We start from the raw sequence: 20,728 nt of genomic DNA on the forward strand, positions 1-20,728 counted from the left end.
AGCTCCTATTGTTCCCGCAGGGTCATCCGCGGCGCTGGTTTCGAGGTGGGAATGTTATCGCGATTGAGCAGCCAGGAAGAGATATCCCGGAAGATAGGCGCCGCGGACTGGCCGCCGCCGCCATTGTCTTCCACGCCGGACTTAGGCTCATCGAGCATGACTGCGACGACGAATCGTGGGTCATCGGCAGGCGCAATGCCCGCAAAGGTGATCCAGTAGGCGGAATTAGAATACGCCCCGGAATTCGGGTCCACCTTTTGGGCGGTGCCGGTCTTGCCGGAGAGCTGGTAACCGTCCAATTGGGCGTTGGCGGCCGTACCGTTTTGCACGCCGGCATCGTCATCTTGGAAGACGGCGCGGAACATATCCACCGCAGTCTTGGCGGTTTCCTTGTCCACTACCTGGGTCTTCTTTGGCTCGGGTAGCTTTTCCGTCTCGCCGTCGGGGTCTTTGATCTCGTCGATGATGCGCGGTTCGATGCGCTCGCCGCCGTTGGCCAATGCTTGGTACACGCTCGCCATCTGCAGCGTCGTCCACGCCTGGCCCTGGCCGATGGGCAGGTTGGCAAAGGTACCACCCGACCACTGCTCTTGATCTGGCACCGTGCCGGCGGATTCATTGGGCAACTCAACGCCCGTGGTCGCGCCCAAGCCGAACTTCTTCAAGTACTCCGCATACTTCTCGGGCCCAAGCTTATCCGCGATCATCAAGGTGCCCACGTTGGAGGACTTACCAAAGATGCCGGTGGTGGTATACGGCTCGGTACCGTGAGGCCAGGCATCGTTGACGGTCACGCCGGCCATGTCGATGGAGCCTGGAACCTGGTGCACCTCATCCGGAGTGGTAATACCCTCCTGCAGAGCTGCCGCCGCCGTCACTATCTTGGCAACGGAACCCGGCTCATAGGGGTGGGAGATGCTGCGGTTCTCGAAGTCCTTGCCCTCCTTGAGCTGGTCTTCGATATTCTTATTCGGATCCACCGTATCGGTATTAGCCATGGCGAGCACCTGGCCGGTCGCGGCATCAAGCACCACGGCCTCGGCACCCTCCGCCTGGGAATTGGCCTTGGCCTTTTCCAGCTTTTGCTGGACGTAGGTCTGCAGATCCAAATCCAGGGTGAGGGTGACATCGCGGCCATCGACGGCATCCACGACATCGCGCAGGGTGCCGGGAATGACCTGCCCATCGGTGGACACATCCTCCGTGGACTGCCCATCGATGCCGGTCAATTCGGTATCGCGGGCCGCCTCAAAGCCGAATTGGCCGTGGCCATCCATAGAGACCTTGCCCACGACGTTTTCTGCAATCGCCCCGTTCGGGTACTGGCGGATGTCTTGCCGGTCAGCCGCCACACCGTGGTACTTATTGGAAATCTCTACGGCGACATCCGGATCCACATTGCGGACCAAGACCTCGTACTGCGTATCGGCCTTGAGCTTGTTTTTAATATCGTTCGCATCGACCTTGGAGGCAGAAGCACCCGAATCCTCAATCATCTTCGGAATGCCCTCAGCCATCTCCTTGAGTTTGTCCTCCATTTGTTTGGTGAGGTACTCATCTTTTTTGCTCTCATCCATGCCCTCGAGTTTCCCCTCGGACGTGGCTTCCATCTTCGCCTGCTCTTTGAGCTCATCGCGCAGGCGCGTGGGAGAGACAGTCAAGGAACGAGACTTCATTGTATAGGCCAAACGCTGGCCATCCCGGTCCAGGATCTCTCCCCTGCGGGCAGGATCAATATAGACGCGTTCGCGCTGGGTGACGGCCTTCGCCGCAAGGTCCGGGCCCCAGACTAATTGGACCCAAGCAAGGCGCCCGCCCAAGGCGACGGTGGCGACGACAACACAGGTCAAAATGATGCGCAGGCGCTGGCGCATGATCGCTTTTTGGGGCACAACAGAGCTAGCAGCGCGGCGCGGCCGCGGACGGTACCCACGGTTGCCACCATTATTCGGTGCAGTCACGGTGCTCAGTCACCTTCCCTTCGCCGCCACAGGTTCTTGCGTGTATCGATTGTGCCCTACAAGATGGGCAATGCCCGCGCTACCACGCGCGAGCACAGAGAATTTCACCACTTATTCTGTCCATTTAATCAGCCTGGCTGGTGTACGGCGCGCGGGCGGGAAGGTTGGGGCGATTATCGTCTGCGCTATCGCGATTATCGGCGTCATCGCCGCCGCGTTGCTCATCCCGGTTCTCGTCCGCATCGTTGCCGCGGGCATGTTGCTGCTGCCCGCGCGGCACGGCGTTCAGGGAATCAGACATTCCCTCCGTATCCTTCGGGTCGCTAGAGGCTTGGCCTGGGCGGATGGGTTCACCGTTGACATCGATAAGCTTTTCCGTATCCGGGGTGCCTTCGCGCTTGGCGATGATCTCGCCATCCCCGCCGACCTCCGTCACGCCGGGTTGCTTGGGCACGGCCATGCCCAATTCATCCGCGCGGCGGGCAATATCCGCCGAGGAGCTTAAGTTTTCTGCGTCTCGGTTGAGCGACTCAATCTGGTTTTCCAACTGCGATTCCTGCACCGTCAGCTGCTGAATTTTAAACGTCTGCGAGGTGGACAAACCAGATAGCCACATGGCCAGCGCTACCCCGCCGATGACCAAGGTAACGGCCAAGACTGCAACGCGGGTAAAAGCATTATTCTGCTTCGTCTGCTGTTGCACCCGCCGGCCGCGGAAGCTGACGACCTGCTTCGAACCAAGCCGCTTCGCCCCGCGGTGCGGAACCCGGGTACGGCTAGGAGCCGTCCGGCGCACCGTTTTCCCGGTAGCCCTAGTGGCTGTGCGCTCGCGCACAGCGGTAGGCGCTCCGGTGTCGATTCCGGTGGTGAAGTCTCGGCTGGCGCCCATGCTGCGAGTGGCCTCTCTGTCGCGGCTGTCCGTCAAGTGCTGGTTTCGGCGTGGGATGGTGCTCATTTCTTGCCTCCCGGTGGTAAAAATTCTGGCGTGCCTTCAAGACGTTCAAGGGCGCGCACGCGCACCGACGCGGCGCGGGAATTTTCTTCTACTTCCGCCTGAGATGCCTTTTCGGCCCCACGGGTGACCGTGGCGAATTCCGGTGCGGTGCCCGGCAGGTCCATCGGCAAGCCAGCAGGCGTGGTGGACGTAGATAACTCCTTGAATGCTGCCTTTACGAGGCGGTCTTCCAAGGACTGGTAGCTCATAAAGACCGCGCGCGCCCCAATAGATAGCGCACTGGTGATGACGGGAAGCACATTTTCAATGGCCTCCAACTCGCGGTTGACCTCTACCCGCAGCGCCTGGAACGTACGCTTTGCCGGGTGCCCACCCGTGCGGCGCGTTGCCGCCGGGATGGTCGAGTATAAAAGCTCAACCAAGCGGCCCGAGGTGCTAAATGGTTCCTTCTCGCGCTCCTTGAGCACGGCGGAGGCAATCTTGCCCGCAAAGCGCTCGTCACCATAAGTCTTGAGAATCCGCGCCAAGTCCCCGTGCGAATACGTATTGAGCACATCAGCGGCGGTAAGTCCGTGGCTCGGATCCATACGCATATCCAGCGGTGCATCCGTCTTATAGGCAAAGCCGCGCTCTGCCTGATCCAGCTGCATGGAAGAAACGCCCAAATCAAACAGGGCTCCCGCAATACCGTGGGCGCGGGCAGCATCAAAGATATCGCCCTCGCCCTGGGCAATGGCGGTACCCAGCTCATCGAAGCGTGCATTGACCGCGCAAAAACGCGGGCTGAAGGGCTCTAGCCTCGCCGAAGCATTCTGCAATGCCTGCTCATCGCGGTCCACACCGATAACGCGTGCCTGCGGAAAGGTCTGGAGGAAGTACGCGCTGTGGCCGCCGGCACCCAACGTGGCATCGACAAGCACAGCCTGCGAGCCCGCAGACTTTACCCCGGGGCGCAGGAGCTCTGCCATGCGCTCGCGCATGACCGGCACATGGCCGTGGTTATCCGCCACATCGTAATTAAGGTTAGTTGTAGCCATGTCTCCCCGCATCCCCCTTTCTTATTTCCGCTGTGCAGGACTTCCTATCGTGGAAAGCACGACGAGTGCATATAGGGCCCTGTCCGAGGCAGGTTTCTGATATCGGGGAAGTACACCAGAATCATCCGCCTCGGACAGAGTCCTTACACGCACTCGAAATGCGGGCGCTTACAGCAAGCCCGCAAGTACGTCATCGGCATCTGCTGCCGAATAAGCATCTTCAGTTTGCGATTGATACTCAGCCCACGCGGCTGCATCCCAAATTTCGAGGAAATCTACCGAGCCAACCACCACGCACTCTTTGGACAAACCCGCGTACTCACGGTGGCCTGCGGACAAGGTGATGCGACCATGCCCGTCGGGCCGCTGTTCGTCCGCACTTGCAGCCAAGTTACGAATGAAAGCGCGCGCTTCCGGATTGGTTCGAGAAACCGCCGCAGCCTTCCGTGCGCGTTCGGCGAACTCTTCGCGCGGGTACACGGCCAAAGAATGGTCCTGCCCCTTGGTAACCATCAGGCCACCGGCGAGCTCGTCGCGAAATTTTGCAGGAAGCGTTAAGCGCCCTTTGTCATCAAGTTTCGGAGTGTAGGTTCCGAGAAACATCCCGGCGTCCACCTTCCTCACTCGACAACTCCGGATTTCCTCACGTCAGAAGAGAGTTTTTCAACCCCATTCCTCCGCTGTGCCCCACTCTACCCCACTTTCCCCCACATGCCCCACTTAAATCGCCATATTCTCAGCAACACAAAAAGTATGCGCAGTTAAAAGGGTGTTTTTCCGGTGGGGAGAAATCCCGCGCCCCACCTTGACAACCCCGAAAATCCACCCCTTTAGACCCACTTACAACATCAAGATCGCCCCACCTCATACACCACATACAGCGCAATGCCTGCATATTGGACCTGCTACTGTCCTCTACCACCCACAATCCCCCACCGCGCCGCGGTTTTGGTCAGAAGGTGGGGCAAAGTGGGGAATTTTGGTAAGGCATAAAAAATCCCCAGCCACCCTTCCTAGTGACTGGGGAAATGGAAAGTTCGCGGCTAGCTTTCCTCAAAGCGCCGACGGAAGTTTTCTTCCAGCTTGCTGCCTACTCCACTATTACGAGACGAGGCTGCCTTCTTTGACCGCCCATTGGTGGACTTTTTCTTTCCGCCACCAGCAGGCCGATCGCCCCGGAGCATCCACACGCCGGAAGCGAACATGACTAAGAACCCGGCGATGGACAACGCAATAAACCACAAGCTTTGCTGCGCCAAGGCCACGCCGCCAACAAGCATGCACAGACCAACCACGATGAGCGCAATCCCACGCAGCGTAACTGCGCCGCCGGAACCGCCGATCGAGGTAGATTCAGACACAGAAGCGCCAAATTTAGGATCGTCCGCTAATAACGATTCCTCTATTTCACGGAGCGTGCGTTGCTCCTGCTCAGAAAGAGACACTTTTCCTCCAACTAGGGACTGGGCTTCGGCCGATATATCTTCTACCAATACTAACGTCCAGAGTAACCAGTATGTTCCCCAAAAGGTAGTTATTCCCCTCAACAGTGATTATGGCGCCGCTATGCTGCTGCTATGCCGCAAAGGATCCCAGAATCGTCTCGGCTTCACTCTCATCTAAAAATTGCGCCGCCTGCTGCATTAACCCGTAGACATATTCCTCATCCGGCGTTGCATCCAAGCCAGACGCCACCCGGGCACGGGTACGAGAGTAGGACTTAAAAGCCTCGGCCCACTGCTTTTCCTCGGCCCCCACCAAAGCCAAGCGGTCCCACGCGCTCGTTGGCAGACGCCGGCGGCGAGAGACCACCGATACAGCTACTCGCGCACCCGCCGTACGCAATGCGGACTGATAAGCCACCTCCAGCGCCTGGTCAAAGCGACCATCCGCCGCATATCCCCTCGCCCGATCCAGAAGCTCGCGAGCCTGGAAAAGAAAGTGGGCCCGCTTCGCGCCCTGCTTGCCAGCAAAGCGACCGGCAGAGCGGGACTGCGTTGCCGAAATAATCTGTGCCATTGTTTTTCTCCTGTACTGTGCTAATAACTAACCGTGTTCGATTGCCGCTCACTTTAAGTAGCCAACCGGACATCTACCCCCTATTCTAGTTCACCTGTTCGAATTACTCAAGAGTTTTACCAGTAACAAATGCCTATAAATCGAACACAGTTCGAAATCCCTTGGGGTTCGATGGAATAACCCCGCCCCCACCCTTGTCCGCCGGTGGACATGCGTATCTGGTGTGATAGATACCGTGAGTTTCGAAATCCGCCGCTTAACCCCGCAAGAGTTCTCTATGCTGGCTCCCCAACTCGTGGAGATCTACATCGAGGCCATGGGATATGACCCGGTCACGTTTTCGCGCAGCGTGGACAATTGGCGGGCGGATTCCATGCAGCCCGGGTTTACAGCGCTTATTGCTGCGCATGACAATGGCGTCGTGGGAGTGGCCTATGGATTTTTGGGCTCACCAGATACTTGGTGGGATTCCGAGCTACGCCGTGCCCTGCGCCGCAATGGCGGGCCAACCGAGTCCGAATGGAGCATGCTGCGCAGCTATTTTGAGGTGGCCGAAGTACACGTGTTGCCGTCTTTTCAAGGACACGGTTTAGGCAGGCAGCTACTAGAAGGGCTGCTATGGAATATCCCTGCCCGATTTGCCTTATTGTCAACGCCGGAAGCACCACAGGAAGCCAACGGGGCTTTTCGCCTCTACCGGTCTGTGGGCTTCTTTGATGTCGTGCGCCACCATCGCTACCCCGCGGATCCCCGACCCTTTGCCATTTTGGGAGTGGTCCTGCCGCTATAAACCTGTGTTATTTCTTCTCGGCCCAAGGCGGTATCGTGTGGAGGTGTGACTATGACGAATATTCCTGAGCTTGCGGATATCCCCGGCGCGGTGCGCGAAAAACTGGCCATCTTCTTGGACCAGCGCCGGGATCACGTGGCAGAAATCGGCGCCCCGGTCAGTACCGCTATGAGCTTTTTGGAATCATTCGTCCTCGATGGCGGGAAAAGGGTGCGCCCCATGTATGCGTGGGCGGGCTACCTCGCCGCCGGCCGTGGTTCGGAATCCCCAGAGGCGATGCTGCGCGCGGCATCCTCGCTGGAGTTCATCCAAGCCTGCGCGCTTATCCACGATGACATCATTGACGCGTCGAATACGAGGCGTGGGAAACCGACGGTGCATCGGGAAGCAGAGCGCCTTCACCGGGAGTCCGATTTCTTAGGGGATCCGGAATTCTTTGGCACGTCCGTGGCCATCTTGGTGGGCGATTTTGCGCTGGTTTATGCCGAGGATATGTTTCAGGATTCTGGGCTCAGCCCGGAGGCTTTGCAGCGTGCGCGCGAGCCCTGGCGGGGAATGCGCACCGAGGTTTTGGGCGGTCAGTTGCTCGATATTTCCCTCGAGGCGGCCGGTTCAGAGTCGGTGGCGCTGAGCAATTCCGTCAATCGCTATAAAACCGCCGCCTATACCATCGAGCGGCCCCTGCATTTGGGCGCTGCCATCGCGGGGGCGAGCGAGGAATTAATCTCGGCTTTCCGCGGTTATGGGCACGATATCGGCATTGCGTATCAGCTGCGCGATGACCAACTGGGGGTCTTTGGGGATCCCGCGATTACCGGCAAGCCTGCCGGCGACGATTTGCGGGAAGGCAAGCGCACGGAGCTTCTCGCCTTAGCACTCCAGCGCGCCGATGAACGCGACCCCAGCGCCGCCGCTACCCTGCGGAAATTCATCGGCCGTACCTCCGATACGCAGGACCTGCTGCGCCTGTCCCAAATCATTGCGGATTCCGGCGCCCCGGATGAGATTGAGCGCCGCATTACCGCGTTGACGGAATCCGGGTTGGCTCATCTGCGTGCGGCGAACGTGGATCCGCAGATCACCGAAACGCTAGAACACCTAGCCATTCAGGCGACGACGCGCCAAAAGTAGGTATCACCGTGGCCAATACCTACTCCTTGCCAGTCCCCCGCGCGCTCCCGCTGGGCCTCGTGGCCTCGTGCGTGCTCCTTTTCTCGTCTTTTTCTGGCGGCTCAACCCGCAACCGCGGCGGCGTGCTCGAAGCGCTCAATATCGGATTCTTATCGTATGGTCACGGGCGCAACCTCGGGTTGGTGTTGTATTGGGTGGGCATTTTCCTCCTCGCCGCCGCCTGGGTGCTTGCCGGGCGCATGATTATTCGCAAGCAGCTTAAACACCCGCGCCCGGAGGGAGGGGTACGCGAGTTACAACGCATCCTTATCGCATGGGTCACCCCACTGCTCTTCGCCGGCCCTATGGCTTCCAGGGACGTGTATTCCTACCTCATGCAGGGCGCCATGGTCCGCGATGGATTCGACCCCTATACCGAGGGCGCCGCCGTCAACCCCGGGCCCTTCCTGCTCGAGGTCTCACAAGACTGGCGCAATACCACCACCCCGTATGGACCGCTGCACCTGTGGATTGGCAAAATCGTCACCACCGTCGTGGGCGATAATGTCACCGTCGGCATCATCATCTATAAGCTGCTTTCGCTATCAGGCTTTGTCCTTATTGCGTGGACGGTCCCGCGGATCGCCCGAAAGCTCGGCGCGGATCCGGCGGTCGCGCTGTGGATCGGCGTTGCCAACCCAGTCATCATCTTGCACCTTATCGGTGGCATGCACAATGAATCCCTCATGGTCGGCCTGGTGTCGTTGGGGCTTTTGGCCGCGCTGCACCAGCGCTTCCACGCCGCGCTGCTGCTAGTCGGCACGGCGGTGGCGATGAAGGCTACCGCGATTTTTGCCGCCCCCTTCATCGTCTGGCTGATGCTGCACCGCTACGCGCCCAAGGGTTCTACCGCGGCGCGCACCGCGGTGGTTTTCGTCTGCTCAGGGCTCATCGCTGCCGTGGAAATCATCGCGTCCGTGGCGCTTATCACCTGGGCCTCCGGCACCTCATGGGGCTGGCTATCCCAGGTCAGCGGCAATTCTAAGGTGATTAACCCCTTGGCGGGCCCGACATTGGCCGCGGACATCATCGTCCCGGCGGTCCACATTTTTGACCCGGAGGCATCCTATAACGCCATCCTGGGCGTCCTGCGCACAATCGCGATGGTGTGCATGCTCATCGGGTTGGTCATCGTGTGGTGGCTAAGCCGGCACACGGCCCGCGATGCCATTATGGGCACCGCGGCGGCCTACCAGGTTGCCTTCGTCTTCAACTCGGTGACCCTGCCGTGGTACTACGCCTCCATCTTCACGCTCATGGGCACCTTCCGCCCGCCGTTGTGGCTGCTGAAGTTTACCTCCGGCGTAGCGCTATTTATCAGCTTGAGCTTTTCCGGCGACGGCAACCACCAGCTCTATAACTGGTTCTGGGTCATTGGCCTCATCGTTGTGTCCTGGTCCGCAACGCAATGGATGTTCGATGGCGTGAGCCCAAAAGGCCCTCAACTCCCCAAGCGCTGGGTTAAAAAGCAGACGCCTGCGCCCGCCGAATAACCTCGCGCGCCAGGTGCCCGTGCAGGGCGTCGATGGGCCGGCCAGGCAGGGAGTCATCTGCGGTAAATAGGTGGCGCAGGATCTCTTCGTCGTCATAGCCGCCATCGGTAAGCACGGTGATAACGCCCGTGACGTGCTTGGCAATGCTCCCCTTGTCATTGAAGAATGCCAGCGGCACGCGCTTGCCTTCGGGCGAGTCCCAGACAATGAATTTGCGGTCCTGGAGCAAGTCATAGGCGCGGGTGATGGGAAGGCCCAGCTTGTCTGCCACCTGCTGCATGCTGAGCAGTTCTTCGCCGGCCAATAAGGAATTCAGGGAGTTTTCTGCGTTAGTCACGCCACCTACTTTAACGCGGCCTAGGGGATCGGCCATACTGGGAGGTATGACTAGGTTGGAAATTGGTGACGTGTTGGAAGACCGTTACCGCATCGATCGCCCCATCGCCCGCGGCGGTATGTCTACCGTCTATCGCTGCGTGGATATGCGCTTGGGCCGCCAAGTGGCCGCAAAGGTCATGGATGAGCGCTATGACGATGACCCGGTTTTTATCAAGCGCTTTTCCCGCGAGGCCCGCGCGATGGCGCGGTTGCAGCACCCCAACCTCGTGGCCATTCATGATTTTTCCGCTGACGGCGAGCCCATTTACCTCATCATGGAGCTCATCGATGGCGGCACCTTGCGCGAGCTGCTTGCCGAAGGCGGCCCCCTTACCGTCCCTGCCGCTTTATCGACGCTGCGCAGCGTGCTCCAGGGCTTGACCGAGGTGCACTCCACGGGGCTTATCCACCGCGATATTAAGCCCGATAACGTGCTCATTACCTCGCATCACCGGGTGAAATTGGGCGATTTCGGCTTGGTGCGTGCGACGAATGCGCAGGCAACCTCAAATATGATCGTCGGCACCGTCTCGTACTTGGCACCGGAACAGGTCACCGGTGAGGATATAACCCCCGCTACCGATGTGTATTCGGCCGGCATCGTGCTTTTTGAGCTCCTCACCGGAACCGTGCCTTTCTCAGGGGATACCCCGATCGCGCACGCCACCGCGCGTCTATACGATGACGTTCCCGCCCCATCCACACGCGCTGAGGGCGTACCCAAGCTTGTCGATGCCCTCGTAGCCACCGCCACCGCCCGCGATCCCCGCGAGCGCTTTGCCGATGCCGGGGAGTTTTTGGATGCCATCGAGGATATTTGCCGGGAATTGGATCTGCCCACGGTGACCATCCCGGTTCCCCGCAATGCGGCCGCCGCGCGCACCGCGCAAACGCCGACGGATTATTCCGGCATCGGCGCTACGGATGTATTTGAGCCCACGCGGACCATCCCGCAGGGCGCCACCGAGCATTTAGACGGCGGGCCCACCGAGGTCATTCCCCCTGAGCCCGAGCCGGATCCGCCGCAGCCAGACTTTGAAACGCGCCTCGATGTCCCCCAGGCGCCCGCCGACGATTCCCCCGAGCGGCCGCTGGCACCTGCTCCAGCACCGTCCCCGGCCCCAGTGCCGGCCCCTGGTTCTTCCATGGAGGCTGGAGCGGGTGCGGCGGCGCATTCTCCCGTGCAGCCGCCGGCACAGGCGGCAGAAGAAGAACCCGCCGAGCGGCCTCTGACCAATCGCCATCCCGCCTCACTGCTGGTTTTTCTCCTCGCAGTGGCGGTGGCAACCGGCGCGGTCGCTATCAGCGGGTGGTGGTTTGGTTCCTCCTATTACGAAGGGACCCCGTCCCTCTGGGTCTAGGTGGCGCCCTAGTTCCGCAGCATCTCCGCGATGAGGAACGAGAGCTCGAGGGACTGCTGCGTATTCAGGCGCGGATCCACGGCGGATTCATAGCGGCCCGGCAGGTCCAGATCGGTGATGTCCTCGGCTCCACCCAAGCATTCCGTCACGTCTTCCCCAGTGAACTCGAGGTGCACGCCGCCCGGGTGGGTGCCCAAATCGCGGTGTACCTCGAAAAAGCCCTGCACCTCGTCGACGATCTTGTCGAAGTGGCGGGTCTTGTACCCGTTGGACGAGGTAAAGGTATTGCCGTGCATGGGGTCGGACTGCCAGACCACGGTGTGCCCAGAATCTTCGACGGCCTTGATGATGGGGGGCAAGACGCTGCGAACCTTGTCGTGACCCATGCGGGAGATGATGGTCAAGCGGCCGGGCTCGCGGTTGGGATCTAGCTTTTCGGCGTATTCCACGGCCTGCTCAGGCGTGGCGCCAGGCCCGAGCTTGATGCCCACCGGGTTGCCGATCATCGCGGCGAAATTAACGTGGAAGTCATCCAGCCCACGGGTGCGCTCACCAATCCACACCTGGTGCGCAGAGAGGTCATAGAGCTTGGTATCGCCATTATCGTCTTGGCCCAAGCGCAGCATGGAACGCTCATAATCCTTGAGCAGCGCCTCGTGCGAGCAGTAAATATCCGCCGAGTGCAGGGTGGAATCCTGCACGCCGCACGCATTCATGAACTTCAAGCCATTTTCAATTTCGCGGGCCAAGTCCTGGTAGCGGGCACCCGCGCGCGATTTGCGGACGAACTCGCGGTTCCATTCATGCAGGCGGTAGAGATCCGCGGTGCCGGAGGAGGTCAGCGAGCGCACCAAGTTCATGGCGGCAGAAGAGTTAGCGTAAGCACGGATCATGCGGGCAGGATCGTGGCGGCGATCCTCATCGGTGGGGTCCACGCCATTGACGATGTCCCCGCGGTAATTTAATAGGCCATTCGCATCCGTATCCGAGGAACGCGGCTTGGCATACTGCCCAGCAATGCGCCCCAGCTTCACCACTGGAACAGACGCGCCATAGGTCAAAACGACGGCCATCTGCAGCAGGGTCTTAACGTTGCCGCGAATATGCGGTTCGGTATTTGATTCAAAGGTCTCGGCGCAATCGCCGCCTTGCAGGAGGAAGGCGTTGCCTAGTGCGACATCGGCAAGCTGCCGCTTCAGCTTCTCAATCTCGGGGGCAACCACGATGGGCGGTACCGACTCAAGAATCTTGCGCACGTTATCGGCTTGGGTGGGATCCCAACTGGGCTGCTGCTTTGCGTCACGCTTGATGACGTCCTGGAAGACCTCCTCGATACCCTCAGGCAAGGGCGGAAGATCAGGCAGAACACTTTGGGGAATATCTACTGTCCAACTCACTCTTCCATTTAACCATTTAATGCCTGTCGCTTGGTAGTTAACTGCTAGAAATTGATTCTATTACCCTTGGACAAGGGCAAGACCTCGGTGCAGGCGCGGAATTTGGCGAGGTTATGGCGGGCATCGACAAGCGCATCATGATTACCCTTAGGCACGGCCGGCAAGCTAGGACGCCCGGCGAACTCCCACAGCTGCTTTAGCTCGCGGGTATAGCGCGGCAGGCGCTTGGGCAAGCTCGCCATATCGCCCCACAGCTGCGCCAATACCACATGGTCATACGCGCCGACCCACGCCCACAATTCAATGGGCGTAGAGCTGCGCGTTAAAAACTCCAGGATTTCCGTGCGGATGGTGCTCGCCGGCTTCCATGCGGAATCCTGGGGACTGGGTAGTTTGGCCAAGACGTTTTCCTTGACCCAAGAGTTGGCCTTGGACGGGTCAAAGTCCGTGGATACGGCATAATATTCACTTCCGTTCTCACCGACGATGCCGATGGAGACCAATTCAATGGTCTTGCCATCCTCGATAAATTCGGTGTCATAGAAGTAACGCACGTTGTACAAGCCTAGCGCTGCGGCGACGGGCGCGGGAAATTGGCCCCACGATCGCGCCGCTGTAAAATTTTGCAGGTGAGCCGAACCGATAATAAATCCCTGTGGACCACCGCCCTTCCCCTAATCCTGTCAGCGCTTGCCGCCCTGTGGTGGATTATCGATATTCCTGCCTTATTCGCCGGTGATTTTCGCGCCTTTTACCACATTGACCTCGATGTGTACCGCGAAGGCGGGGCCGGATTCGGCAGCGACCTTTATAATCGCGACTATTTCGTAGGCACCGACCGCAACGTCTCTCTCCCCTTTACCTACCCACCGTTTGCGGCCCTGCTCTTCGCCCCGCTCCAGTGGATTCCCCTCACCGCTGCCGCCGTGGTGATCACGGTCCTCTCCGTGCTCGCCTTGTGGGTCTGTATTGCGCTGGTATTGCGCACCCTCAACTGCCAACAATGGGCGGCCTGGGGGCTTTTTGCCGCCATGCTGGCCGAGCCAATTACGCAGACCTTTAGCTTCGGCCAGATCAATATCCTGCTCACCGCACTCGTGGTCATTGATTTACTGTGGGTGAAAAAGGCCCGCGGCATCCTGACCGGCATCGCCATCGCCATCAAGCTCACCCCGGCGGTCTTTTTGGCTGTCTTCTTCGTCCGCCGCGAGTGGAAGGCCTTCTTTACCACCCTGGGTTCTTTCGTGGCTGCCGGCCTTATCGCCTTTGCCGCCAATTCGCATAGCTCGATTGAGTATTGGACCTCTACCCTACGCGATTCCGAGCGCATCGGCGGCCTAGCCTATAGCGCCAACCAATCCTTGCGCGGGCTATTTACCCGCTTAAGCCCCGATAACGCAGAAACCCTGTGGCTCATTGGCGTCATCGTCGTCATCGCGATTGTGTGGTTTGCCATGGAGCGCCTGTCCCGCGGTAACCAGGTTGTGCTCATGCTGCTGGCAGCCTCCGTATCGCTGCTGTGCTCCCCCGTATCGTGGTCGCACCACTTTACCTGGCTGGTATTAGCAGGCATCTATTTGGTCGCCAGCCGCCGCTGGGTCCTCGCCGCTCTCACCTGGCTGGCGCTTTTCGCCCGCGGCCACTGGCAGGTTCCGCACACCGAGGACCAGGAGTTGGATTGGACGTGGTGGCAGCACATCGTTGGCAATGACTACGTCATCATCACCGTGTTGTTGGTTGTTTGTTCGCTACCATTGGCTCTACGGCGGGGCGGCGTCGATCGATCCGCGGCGGAACCAGCGTCCAGCCAAGGATAGGAACCTTTCCTAGCGCCCACAGCGCCAGGGAGGAAATGGCCGTAAAGATAAAACAAATAGCGATCCAGAACCACGTGTTTTCCAGCGGCCACGACCCAGCCAAAGAGACGACATAGTCATGATGCGCCATGTAGTACCCATAGCCCACGGTCAGGCCGATGGGGTGCGAGAGATAAATCGGCAGCGTGTGCCGGCCGACGAACTTCACGCCTTCTGCAATCCACGGAATGTGGCTAATGAGCACGGCCCCAACGATTCCCGCGGGTACCTCTAGCACCTGTTCCGCGAAGCGCACTAACAGGTTGATATCTCCCCATTCCAAAAAGTCCGCGCCCAATAGGGGCCAGTTAAAAGCAATGTCTTCTTCGTTGCCGTCCCACGCGTGGCGCAATGCCAGGCCAACACAGTACGTGCCGATGGCCGCGGCATATGCCCCAACGCTGCGCGCCGTCCACGAGCCGTGGAATACCTCTTCTGCCGCGGCGGCAAAACGGGTAATCGGTTCCCGCAGGTAGGCTGCACCGACGAAGATGGGCAGGAACATGATGGCCTTGCTAATAAACTGAAACTGTTCCTGCCATGCAATAAAAATAACGGGGGTAAAGCTCAGCCCGATGCCCGCCCACGCAGGCAATTTGCGCACGCACCACAGAAATAGGTTGAACAAAATGAGCGCATGGATAAACCACGCCATGGTATGGCCGAGCAAGAGGTTATACACCATGTCGGTCATGCCCCAGGAAGAGTCACCGAAAACCCACTGGTACTCCAGCTGTTTGGTCAAGTGCTCTACGGACATCCACACCAGATAAGGGATGAGGAAGAACCAGAGGCGGCGGGTGAATAACTCCGCGAAATTGTAACGAAAGACTTTATAAGAGAAGTAGCCGGAGACCAGAAAGAACAGGGGAAGGCGCAGGGGATCGAGAAAGGTATTGAGAGTTGCAAGCCACGTTTGTTCGGCTCCTGGCACCTTCAGCGTGATGTGTAGGAGCACCACGCCGATGATAGAAATTCCTTTTGCGGTATCCGGCCACGCTAAGCGGGCCTGAGGAATTGTAATTACCTCCCTTTAATCTCCGCACCGGCCGGGTACCCGTGGCCGGCCTTTAATGATTCCTTCACATCAGCCGCATAGACATCCACATAGGGATTGCCGGAGAGCTCGGCTAAGGTCTTCATGACCATATCCGTAAAAGCACGGATGGTCTCGTGCTCCTGTGGATCCATGCCGTGTTCGCGCGCCCAATCGTGCGGGTAGATGGGGTCTCCCACGCGCACGCCCACCTTGGCGGGGCGGACAATCCACGATCCGATCGGGTTGGCCTTGCGGGAATTGATCATGGCAATGGGATAGACCGGCTGATTGGTCTCCATCGCGATGCGCCCCATTCCGGTACGACCCTTGTACACACGCCCATCTGGGGAACGTGTGCCCTCTGGGTAGATGCCAAAGAGATCATCGCGCCCCAAAATCTTCCGCGCGGTTTCGAGCATGGCTTGGCTGGCTGATTCATGGTCGCGCTCAATGGGGACCTGCCCGACGGAGCTAAAAAACCACTTCTGCATGCCGCCCACGAGCCCGGGGGTGGTGAAGTACTCGGCCTTGGCCAAGAACGTAATTTGGCGCGGGCACAGCAAGGGGAAGAAGAAGGAATCCATCACCGCTTGGTGGTTGGATGCCAAAATCGCGGGGCCCTCAGCAGGGATTTTTTCCATTCCTTCTGACCAAGGGCGGTTCCATACACGCAGGGCGGGACCGAAAAAGATATGCTTAAACGCCCAGTACCACTTGTTTTTCATCTCCAGCTCGTCCTTCGCTCGTTCTAGTGGCCGCGGCGGGCCAAGTCAGCTACGCCAATCATACCTGCTGCCGAGCCCAATTCCGCGGTTGCAACGCAAGCAAGGGGGCGATGCCCAGCGCCGACGATATCCCGGCCCATGGCAGCGGTGGCTTCCTTCAAGTACATATCCGCGTCTTGGGACACCCCGCCGCCGATCACGATGAGCTCCGGATCGAGCACATCGGCGACGATGGATAGGCCTTGGCCCAACCACTGACCGAAGTTCTCCATTACCGCAATGCCGAGTGGGTCTCCCCCACGGGCCGCGCGTGCGACCTGCTCACCGGTGGGGTAAGGCGGCAAGGTGGTCTCATAGTCTGGCCGCAGCTCTCGCGCGGTATCCGGCAGCGCCGTGCCAGAGGCGTAGCGCTCTAGGCATCCTCGCTTGCCGCACGAGCACTGCCTGCCATTCGGCACCACCACGATATGGCCGAATTCCGGGGCCGTTCCAAACGCGCCGCGGTAGATGGTGTCATGGGTCATCAAGGTCGCGCCGATGCCGGTGCCGACGGCAAAAAATACCCAATCCTTCGCGCCGCGCCCAGCGCCAAAGCGCCATTCACCCCAAGCAGCGGAGTTGGCATCGTGCTCCAGCCGGACTTGCAGCCCCAAGCGCTCCGCGAGGTTTCTCCGGACGGGCGCATTCCGCCACGGCAGATGCGGGGCGAAGCGGACGGTTTCGCACTCTGGGTCCAAAAATCCCGCCACGGCAAGGCCCACCGCGCCCACGGGATAGTCCGCGCGCAGCTCTTCGACGATCGCTACCAGGTCATCGTCAAGCTGGCGCGGATCCCCCGACGTTGGCATGGTGCGACTCGCAAGGATTTCCCCGTCTCGAGTGATTACTCCACCGCGCACATTGGTGCCACCGACATCGAAGCCGATAGTAAGATCGGCGGAGTTGTTTTCAAGCATGGATATCAGAATATACCGACAACCGGGCCAGGGTCACATCAAGCCATAAGCTTTCTCAGCCGCTGCCCCATGATCTCCCAGCTCCAGTGCTGTTCAACATTCCTGCGCCCCGCCTGCCCCATACGATCACGCATTTCTGGAGAGCGCAAGAGCGCCTTCAAGGCCTCCACGAGCTCATCGACGGACGCGCCCTTGACGACGATCCCCGTCTCCCCCGTAATGGTCTCCGGTGCTCCCCCAGAATCACCGGCAACGACCGGCAGCCCGCAGGCTTGTGCTTCTAGATAGACGATGCCCAGGCCTTCCACGTCCAAGCCGCCGCCCCGGGTGCGGGCCGGCATGGCAAAAATATCCGCAGCGTGAAGCGCGGTTTCGATGCTGGGGGCCGGTTGAATCACCGCATCGGGGCAGTACATCTCTGCCAATTCTTGCAGTACGTCGTGATAGCGCCCGCGCCCAATCAACATTAGCTGCACATCGGGAAATTCTTCTCTGACCTGTGGCATCGCCCGCAATAATTGGTCTTGCCCCTTGCGCGGGACTAACCGGGAAATACAGACGATGGTTGGCCCATTTACCCCAAACTCCGCCTTTGCCGCAGCGCGCTGGGCAGGGGTTGCGGGGGAAAGTGAATCTAGACTGACGCCGGAAGGCAGGTGCGCCCACTCGGGGTGCGGGCCAAACGCTCCACGCAGGCGACGCTGAGTGTAGTCCGAAATATAGGTAATGACATCGGCGTTATTGCCAATCAACCGCAGGCACTGCCGGGCCAGCGGAACCATGGACCAGCCCACCTCGTGGCCATGCGTGGTCGCCACCACGCGGCGCGCCCCCGCCTGTCGCGCGGCCTTGCCCATCAGCGCCAGCGGTGCCGCCGCACCAAACCATACAACGTCAATGGATTCTTGCCGGATGATTTCCTGCATGCGGCGCGTGGTTGCCGGGGTGGGCAGCATCACGCGGCGTGGCCACCGAATGACTTTGTAGGCGACGGAGGCGTCATAGTCCTCCGGTGGCTCTTGAGTGGAAGCGAATACTACGACATCGTCTGGGTTGAGCGCTTCTAGGTAGTCCCGCAGGTAGGACTGGATTCCTCCGACTTTGGGAGGAAAGTCATTCGTTACCAGCAGTATGCGGGCCACTTAGAACCGTGCAGTCCCCGAAATAGGCATCGAGTTCAGCGGTACGACCTGAACCGGCACGCCATAGGTCGAGGCATGTACTACCTGGCCGTTGCCAATGTACATTCCGACGTGGGTAACTCCCGGGTAGTAGCCCACGATATCGCCAGGCTGCAGCTGGTCAACCGGCACGGACGTGCCACCAGCGATTTGCGCCTGCGAGGTACGCGGAATGGTCTTACCAATCTGCTGGTAGGCCCAATACATCAGGCCAGAGCAGTCGAACTGGTTCGGGCCGGCAGAGCCCCAACCATAGGGCGAGCCCAGCTTGGACAGAGCCGCAGAGCTAGCGCCATCAGCGATCTCGCCCAAGTCGATGTCCAGCTTATCCGTGCCGCCGAATTGTCCCTCCCAGGCTTCACGCTGCTCATCGCTGAGCGCATCCACCTGCGCCTCGATATCGGCCTGCTGCTCTTCCAGCGCATCCTTTTGCTTTACCAGCTCATCGCGCTGCTTTTCGAGGTCCTTCTTTTCCTTTCGGACCTTTTTCGCAGCCTCAGCCGCTTCCTGCTGAACCGCTTCGGCCGTCGAGGCGGCATCAGCCTTGGCATCGAGGGTGCGCTGCGCCTTGCGCGAGAGCGCGCCCAAGTAACCCATGCGCTCTACGGCGTCAGCGGGGTCTTCTGCTGCCAAAGCGCCCGAGACGGCGGAACGGGAGTCTCCCCGGTAGCGAGACTGTGCCAGATCGTCCACCCGACCCTGCTGCGTGAAGACATCGCCCTGCGCGTCGCGCACGCGCTCTTGTGCCTGATCGGCGTCCTCTTCTGCTTGTGCGACCTCTTCTTCCTTGGCCGCGAGCTTATCTTCTAGCTCTTTGACTTCCTCGTTCTTAGCAGAGACCTTGCGGGCGACCTCACCGACGCGATCCACCAGATCGTCAACATTTTCAGTGGCAGATTCTTGGTTCGGTTCCGCCTCTTGCGCGATAACTTGCGGCAGGCCAGAAAGAGAAGTAACAGCGAGAACTGCAGTTAGTGCAGCGGCTGGGAGCACACGTTTAGACACGAGAAGACCTTCAACTCAAAATTTTCAAAAATCGAATTTACTATAGCGGGTTTTGGCCGCTGTTGCACAACAAAACCCTTCCCTTTTTTACAAAGGGAAGGGCATGTCATTTCACTGCCGATTAGAAACGCACAGCGTTGTGGATCGGCATGTAGTTCAAGTCGCGCTCCTGCACAGGGGTGCCGGAGTTGAGCGCGTCAATGATGGTGCCGTTGCCGGTGTAGATACCGACGTGGGAAGCGCCACCGTAGTAGGAAATGATGTCACCAGGCTGCAGCTGGTCCAGGGAAACCGGGGTACCGCCAGCGGCCTGAGCCTGGGAGGTACGCGGAATCTGAACGCCAGCCTGGGAGTAGGCCCAGCTGGTCAGGCCGGAGCAGTCGAATGCGCTCGGGCCAGCAGCGCCGTAAACGTACGGCGAGCCGAGGACGGAGCGTGCAGCCTCCAGAGCCTTCTGGCCAACGGTGGACGGTGCCGGAGCAGCCTGCTGCTCAGCAGCGGCAACGAAGTTGTCGCCACCCTGGTTGGAAACCTGACCCAAGGACGGGACGTACTTGTCGATGTTCGGGACCTGGTCAATGTTCGGAACGTTTTCCAGACCGGCAACCTCGAAACGGTAGTCGGTATTAGGAACAACGACCTCAGCAGCCTGAGCGACGCCTGGGGCGGCGACAGCTGCGGTTGCAGCGATAGCTGCAGTAGATGCGATACGACGGGTATTTACAGTGCCCTCACGACGGTGCTTTGCCACGAGAAAAACTCCAAATCTTCCTACGCGTCTACTTTCCCTTGTAGAAAAGCTCTGACCCTGGGGCCTAGTGTTCATTGGAGGGCCGTTCCTTTAGGCCTTCCTCCACTCGGCCCCTCACTAGGAGGAGCCAGATGCGACGCTTTAAATTTTCATTTCGTATTGAGCACCTTTTCGGGCGGTAACTCAATGTCTCGAATAGGTTACGAAATCATCACAATCAATGTCCATTCACTACCCTGGATCTAGCTTTGTTACACGTTCGTTATCTTATTTTGACCAAGCCGAGACAAACCGGACATATCGAAGATTCAATAAAGCTATTACTGATTTTTAAGGCCCCTACACTGGGACAATAGCCTAGGTTTACCCCACCTTCAGCAGTCATCCCTTCCATGAACGAGGGCTTCAACAAGTTCAAAAATTATTATTTGTGACTTTCGACACATACTATGTGTAACAATCACATTCGTACCACCAGCCTCGGCCTTTAACGCCCACTGATCGCCTAAAACCGGCCGCCTATCCAGCGGTATCCCTCCAGGTTTTACTGAGCGCGTGACCCTATTGCGCGTTAAACCCAGGGGCCTATCCCGCGGCTCGTTACATAGCTCCGAGTCCTGCTAGGTGATGCCGCTTCCACTACCCATGGGCAAA

At 59.3% G+C, this 20,728-nt stretch carries 20 protein-coding genes; 5 read left to right on the forward strand and 15 right to left on the reverse strand.

All coding sequences use genetic code 11. The annotated features are described in order from the left end of the window. Positions 1 to 5: 5 nt before the first annotated feature. The 6 genes from ACP8IT_RS08230 to ACP8IT_RS08255 form a co-directional block, all read right to left on the reverse strand. Complete coding sequence (locus tag ACP8IT_RS08230; RefSeq protein ID WP_023017229.1) at positions 6 to 1,874, reverse strand: peptidoglycan D,D-transpeptidase FtsI family protein; 1,869 nt, start codon at positions 1,872 to 1,874, stop codon at positions 6 to 8. 211 nt (positions 1,875 to 2,085) lie between these two features. Beyond that, positions 2,086 to 2,916, reverse strand: a complete 831-nt coding sequence (ftsL, locus tag ACP8IT_RS08235) for a cell division protein FtsL (RefSeq protein ID WP_237801638.1) — start codon at positions 2,914 to 2,916, stop codon at positions 2,086 to 2,088. Then, positions 2,913 to 3,953 (reverse strand): 16S rRNA (cytosine(1402)-N(4))-methyltransferase RsmH, encoded by a 1,041-nt coding sequence (gene rsmH / locus ACP8IT_RS08240; RefSeq protein WP_302527136.1) that lies wholly within the window; start codon positions 3,951 to 3,953, stop codon positions 2,913 to 2,915. The genes ftsL and rsmH overlap by 4 nt, the downstream gene beginning before the upstream one ends. A gap of 168 nt (positions 3,954 to 4,121) precedes the next feature. Next, on the reverse strand, positions 4,122 to 4,556 hold the full coding sequence (mraZ, locus tag ACP8IT_RS08245) for a division/cell wall cluster transcriptional repressor MraZ (protein WP_034654127.1): 435 nt from the start codon (positions 4,554 to 4,556) through the stop codon (positions 4,122 to 4,124). Positions 4,557 to 4,996: 440 nt separating this feature from the next. After that, positions 4,997 to 5,398 carry a DUF3040 domain-containing protein gene (locus tag ACP8IT_RS08250; RefSeq protein ID WP_023030482.1) on the reverse strand — a complete coding sequence of 134 codons (402 nt, stop codon included), beginning with the start codon at positions 5,396 to 5,398 and terminating at the stop codon, positions 4,997 to 4,999. Between the two features lie 130 nt (positions 5,399 to 5,528). Next, complete coding sequence (locus ACP8IT_RS08255; RefSeq protein ID WP_237801636.1) at positions 5,529 to 5,972, reverse strand: SAV_6107 family HEPN domain-containing protein; 444 nt, start codon at positions 5,970 to 5,972, stop codon at positions 5,529 to 5,531. 235 nt (positions 5,973 to 6,207) lie between these two features. Between ACP8IT_RS08255 and ACP8IT_RS08260 the strand changes: the two genes are divergently transcribed. From ACP8IT_RS08260 to ACP8IT_RS08270, 3 genes are read left to right on the forward strand one after another with little or no spacing between them, the layout of a single operon-like run. After that, positions 6,208 to 6,762, forward strand: a complete 555-nt coding sequence (locus ACP8IT_RS08260; RefSeq protein ID WP_490289894.1) for a GNAT family N-acetyltransferase — start codon at positions 6,208 to 6,210, stop codon at positions 6,760 to 6,762. Between the two features lie 51 nt (positions 6,763 to 6,813). Next, positions 6,814 to 7,893, forward strand: a complete 1,080-nt coding sequence (locus ACP8IT_RS08265) for a polyprenyl synthetase family protein (protein WP_284628651.1) — start codon at positions 6,814 to 6,816, stop codon at positions 7,891 to 7,893. Positions 7,894 to 7,901: 8 nt separating this feature from the next. Further along, the gene (locus ACP8IT_RS08270) at positions 7,902 to 9,425 is read left to right on the forward strand and encodes an alpha-(1->6)-mannopyranosyltransferase A (protein ID WP_302520327.1); all 1,524 of its coding nucleotides are present in this window, start codon (positions 7,902 to 7,904) and stop codon (positions 9,423 to 9,425) included. Here the strand turns inward: ACP8IT_RS08270 and ACP8IT_RS08275 are convergent. Next, positions 9,394 to 9,798 carry an Rv2175c family DNA-binding protein gene (locus ACP8IT_RS08275; protein ID WP_005278391.1) on the reverse strand — a complete coding sequence of 135 codons (405 nt, stop codon included), beginning with the start codon at positions 9,796 to 9,798 and terminating at the stop codon, positions 9,394 to 9,396. The two genes, ACP8IT_RS08270 and ACP8IT_RS08275, sit on opposite strands and share 32 nt — an antisense overlap. A gap of 10 nt (positions 9,799 to 9,808) precedes the next feature. Here ACP8IT_RS08275 and ACP8IT_RS08280 point away from each other — a divergent pair, with 10 nt between their 5' ends. Then, a complete protein-coding gene (locus tag ACP8IT_RS08280) occupies positions 9,809 to 11,164 on the forward strand; it encodes a protein kinase domain-containing protein (protein WP_284610076.1) in 1,356 nt (451 codons plus the stop codon). Positions 11,165 to 11,172: 8 nt separating this feature from the next. Here the strand turns inward: ACP8IT_RS08280 and ACP8IT_RS08285 are convergent, their stop codons facing one another. Both ACP8IT_RS08285 and ACP8IT_RS08290 read right to left on the reverse strand, forming a co-directional pair. Then, positions 11,173 to 12,561: a class II 3-deoxy-7-phosphoheptulonate synthase gene (locus tag ACP8IT_RS08285; RefSeq protein WP_005283913.1), complete on the reverse strand. Its 1,389-nt coding sequence runs from the start codon at positions 12,559 to 12,561 to the stop codon at positions 11,173 to 11,175. Positions 12,562 to 12,605: 44 nt separating this feature from the next. Beyond that, positions 12,606 to 13,115 carry a polyadenylate-specific 3'-exoribonuclease AS gene (locus ACP8IT_RS08290; protein WP_023028997.1) on the reverse strand — a complete coding sequence of 170 codons (510 nt, stop codon included), beginning with the start codon at positions 13,113 to 13,115 and terminating at the stop codon, positions 12,606 to 12,608. A 75-nt stretch (positions 13,116 to 13,190) separates the two neighbouring features. Here ACP8IT_RS08290 and ACP8IT_RS08295 point away from each other — a divergent pair, with 75 nt between their 5' ends. Next, complete coding sequence (locus ACP8IT_RS08295) at positions 13,191 to 14,378, forward strand: glycosyltransferase 87 family protein (protein WP_284610075.1); 1,188 nt, start codon at positions 13,191 to 13,193, stop codon at positions 14,376 to 14,378. Here ACP8IT_RS08295 and ACP8IT_RS08300 read toward each other — a convergent pair. The 6 genes from ACP8IT_RS08300 to ACP8IT_RS08325 all read right to left on the reverse strand — a co-directional run bounded on the left by ACP8IT_RS08300 (position 14,284) and on the right by ACP8IT_RS08325 (position 20,074). Next, positions 14,284 to 15,375, reverse strand: a complete 1,092-nt coding sequence (locus tag ACP8IT_RS08300; protein ID WP_237801627.1) for an acyltransferase family protein — start codon at positions 15,373 to 15,375, stop codon at positions 14,284 to 14,286. The genes ACP8IT_RS08295 and ACP8IT_RS08300 overlap by 95 nt on opposite strands. Positions 15,376 to 15,440: 65 nt before the next feature. Then, positions 15,441 to 16,181, reverse strand: coding sequence for a lysophospholipid acyltransferase family protein (locus ACP8IT_RS08305; RefSeq protein WP_005278376.1), 741 nt, complete (start codon positions 16,179 to 16,181; stop codon positions 15,441 to 15,443). A 23-nt stretch (positions 16,182 to 16,204) separates the two neighbouring features. Beyond that, positions 16,205 to 17,137: an ROK family protein gene (locus ACP8IT_RS08310; RefSeq protein WP_490289895.1), complete on the reverse strand. Its 933-nt coding sequence runs from the start codon at positions 17,135 to 17,137 to the stop codon at positions 16,205 to 16,207. 38 nt (positions 17,138 to 17,175) lie between these two features. Further along, positions 17,176 to 18,279, reverse strand: coding sequence for a glycosyltransferase family 4 protein (locus ACP8IT_RS08315; RefSeq protein WP_490289896.1), 1,104 nt, complete (start codon positions 18,277 to 18,279; stop codon positions 17,176 to 17,178). Further along, positions 18,280 to 19,323, reverse strand: coding sequence for a C40 family peptidase (locus ACP8IT_RS08320; RefSeq protein ID WP_337886815.1), 1,044 nt, complete (start codon positions 19,321 to 19,323; stop codon positions 18,280 to 18,282). 121 nt (positions 19,324 to 19,444) lie between these two features. Further along, positions 19,445 to 20,074, reverse strand: coding sequence for a C40 family peptidase (locus ACP8IT_RS08325; protein WP_490289897.1), 630 nt, complete (start codon positions 20,072 to 20,074; stop codon positions 19,445 to 19,447). Positions 20,075 to 20,728 lie beyond the last annotated feature (654 nt).

Source organism: Corynebacterium sp. LaCa_23, assembly GCF_058182375.1.

Bases quoted from the DNA above. Each gene is read 5' to 3' on its own strand.
- ACP8IT_RS08230 (WP_023017229.1), bottom strand. From the start codon at position 1,874: ATGCGCCAGCGCCTGCGCATCATTTTGACCTGTGTTGTCGTCGCCACC.
- ACP8IT_RS08280 (WP_284610076.1), top strand. From the start codon at position 9,809: ATGACTAGGTTGGAAATTGGTGACGTGTTGGAAGACCGTTACCGCATC.
- rsmH (WP_302527136.1), bottom strand. From the start codon at position 3,953: ATGGCTACAACTAACCTTAATTACGATGTGGCGGATAACCACGGCCAT.
- ACP8IT_RS08255 (WP_237801636.1), bottom strand. From the start codon at position 5,972: ATGGCACAGATTATTTCGGCAACGCAGTCCCGCTCTGCCGGTCGCTTT.
- ACP8IT_RS08310 (WP_490289895.1), bottom strand. From the start codon at position 17,137: ATGCTTGAAAACAACTCCGCCGATCTTACTATCGGCTTCGATGTCGGT.
- ACP8IT_RS08305 (WP_005278376.1), bottom strand. From the start codon at position 16,181: ATGAAAAACAAGTGGTACTGGGCGTTTAAGCATATCTTTTTCGGTCCC.
- ACP8IT_RS08265 (WP_284628651.1), top strand. From the start codon at position 6,814: ATGACGAATATTCCTGAGCTTGCGGATATCCCCGGCGCGGTGCGCGAA.
- mraZ (WP_034654127.1), bottom strand. From the start codon at position 4,556: ATGTTTCTCGGAACCTACACTCCGAAACTTGATGACAAAGGGCGCTTA.
- ftsL (WP_237801638.1), bottom strand. From the start codon at position 2,916: ATGAGCACCATCCCACGCCGAAACCAGCACTTGACGGACAGCCGCGAC.
- ACP8IT_RS08275 (WP_005278391.1), bottom strand. From the start codon at position 9,798: ATGGCCGATCCCCTAGGCCGCGTTAAAGTAGGTGGCGTGACTAACGCA.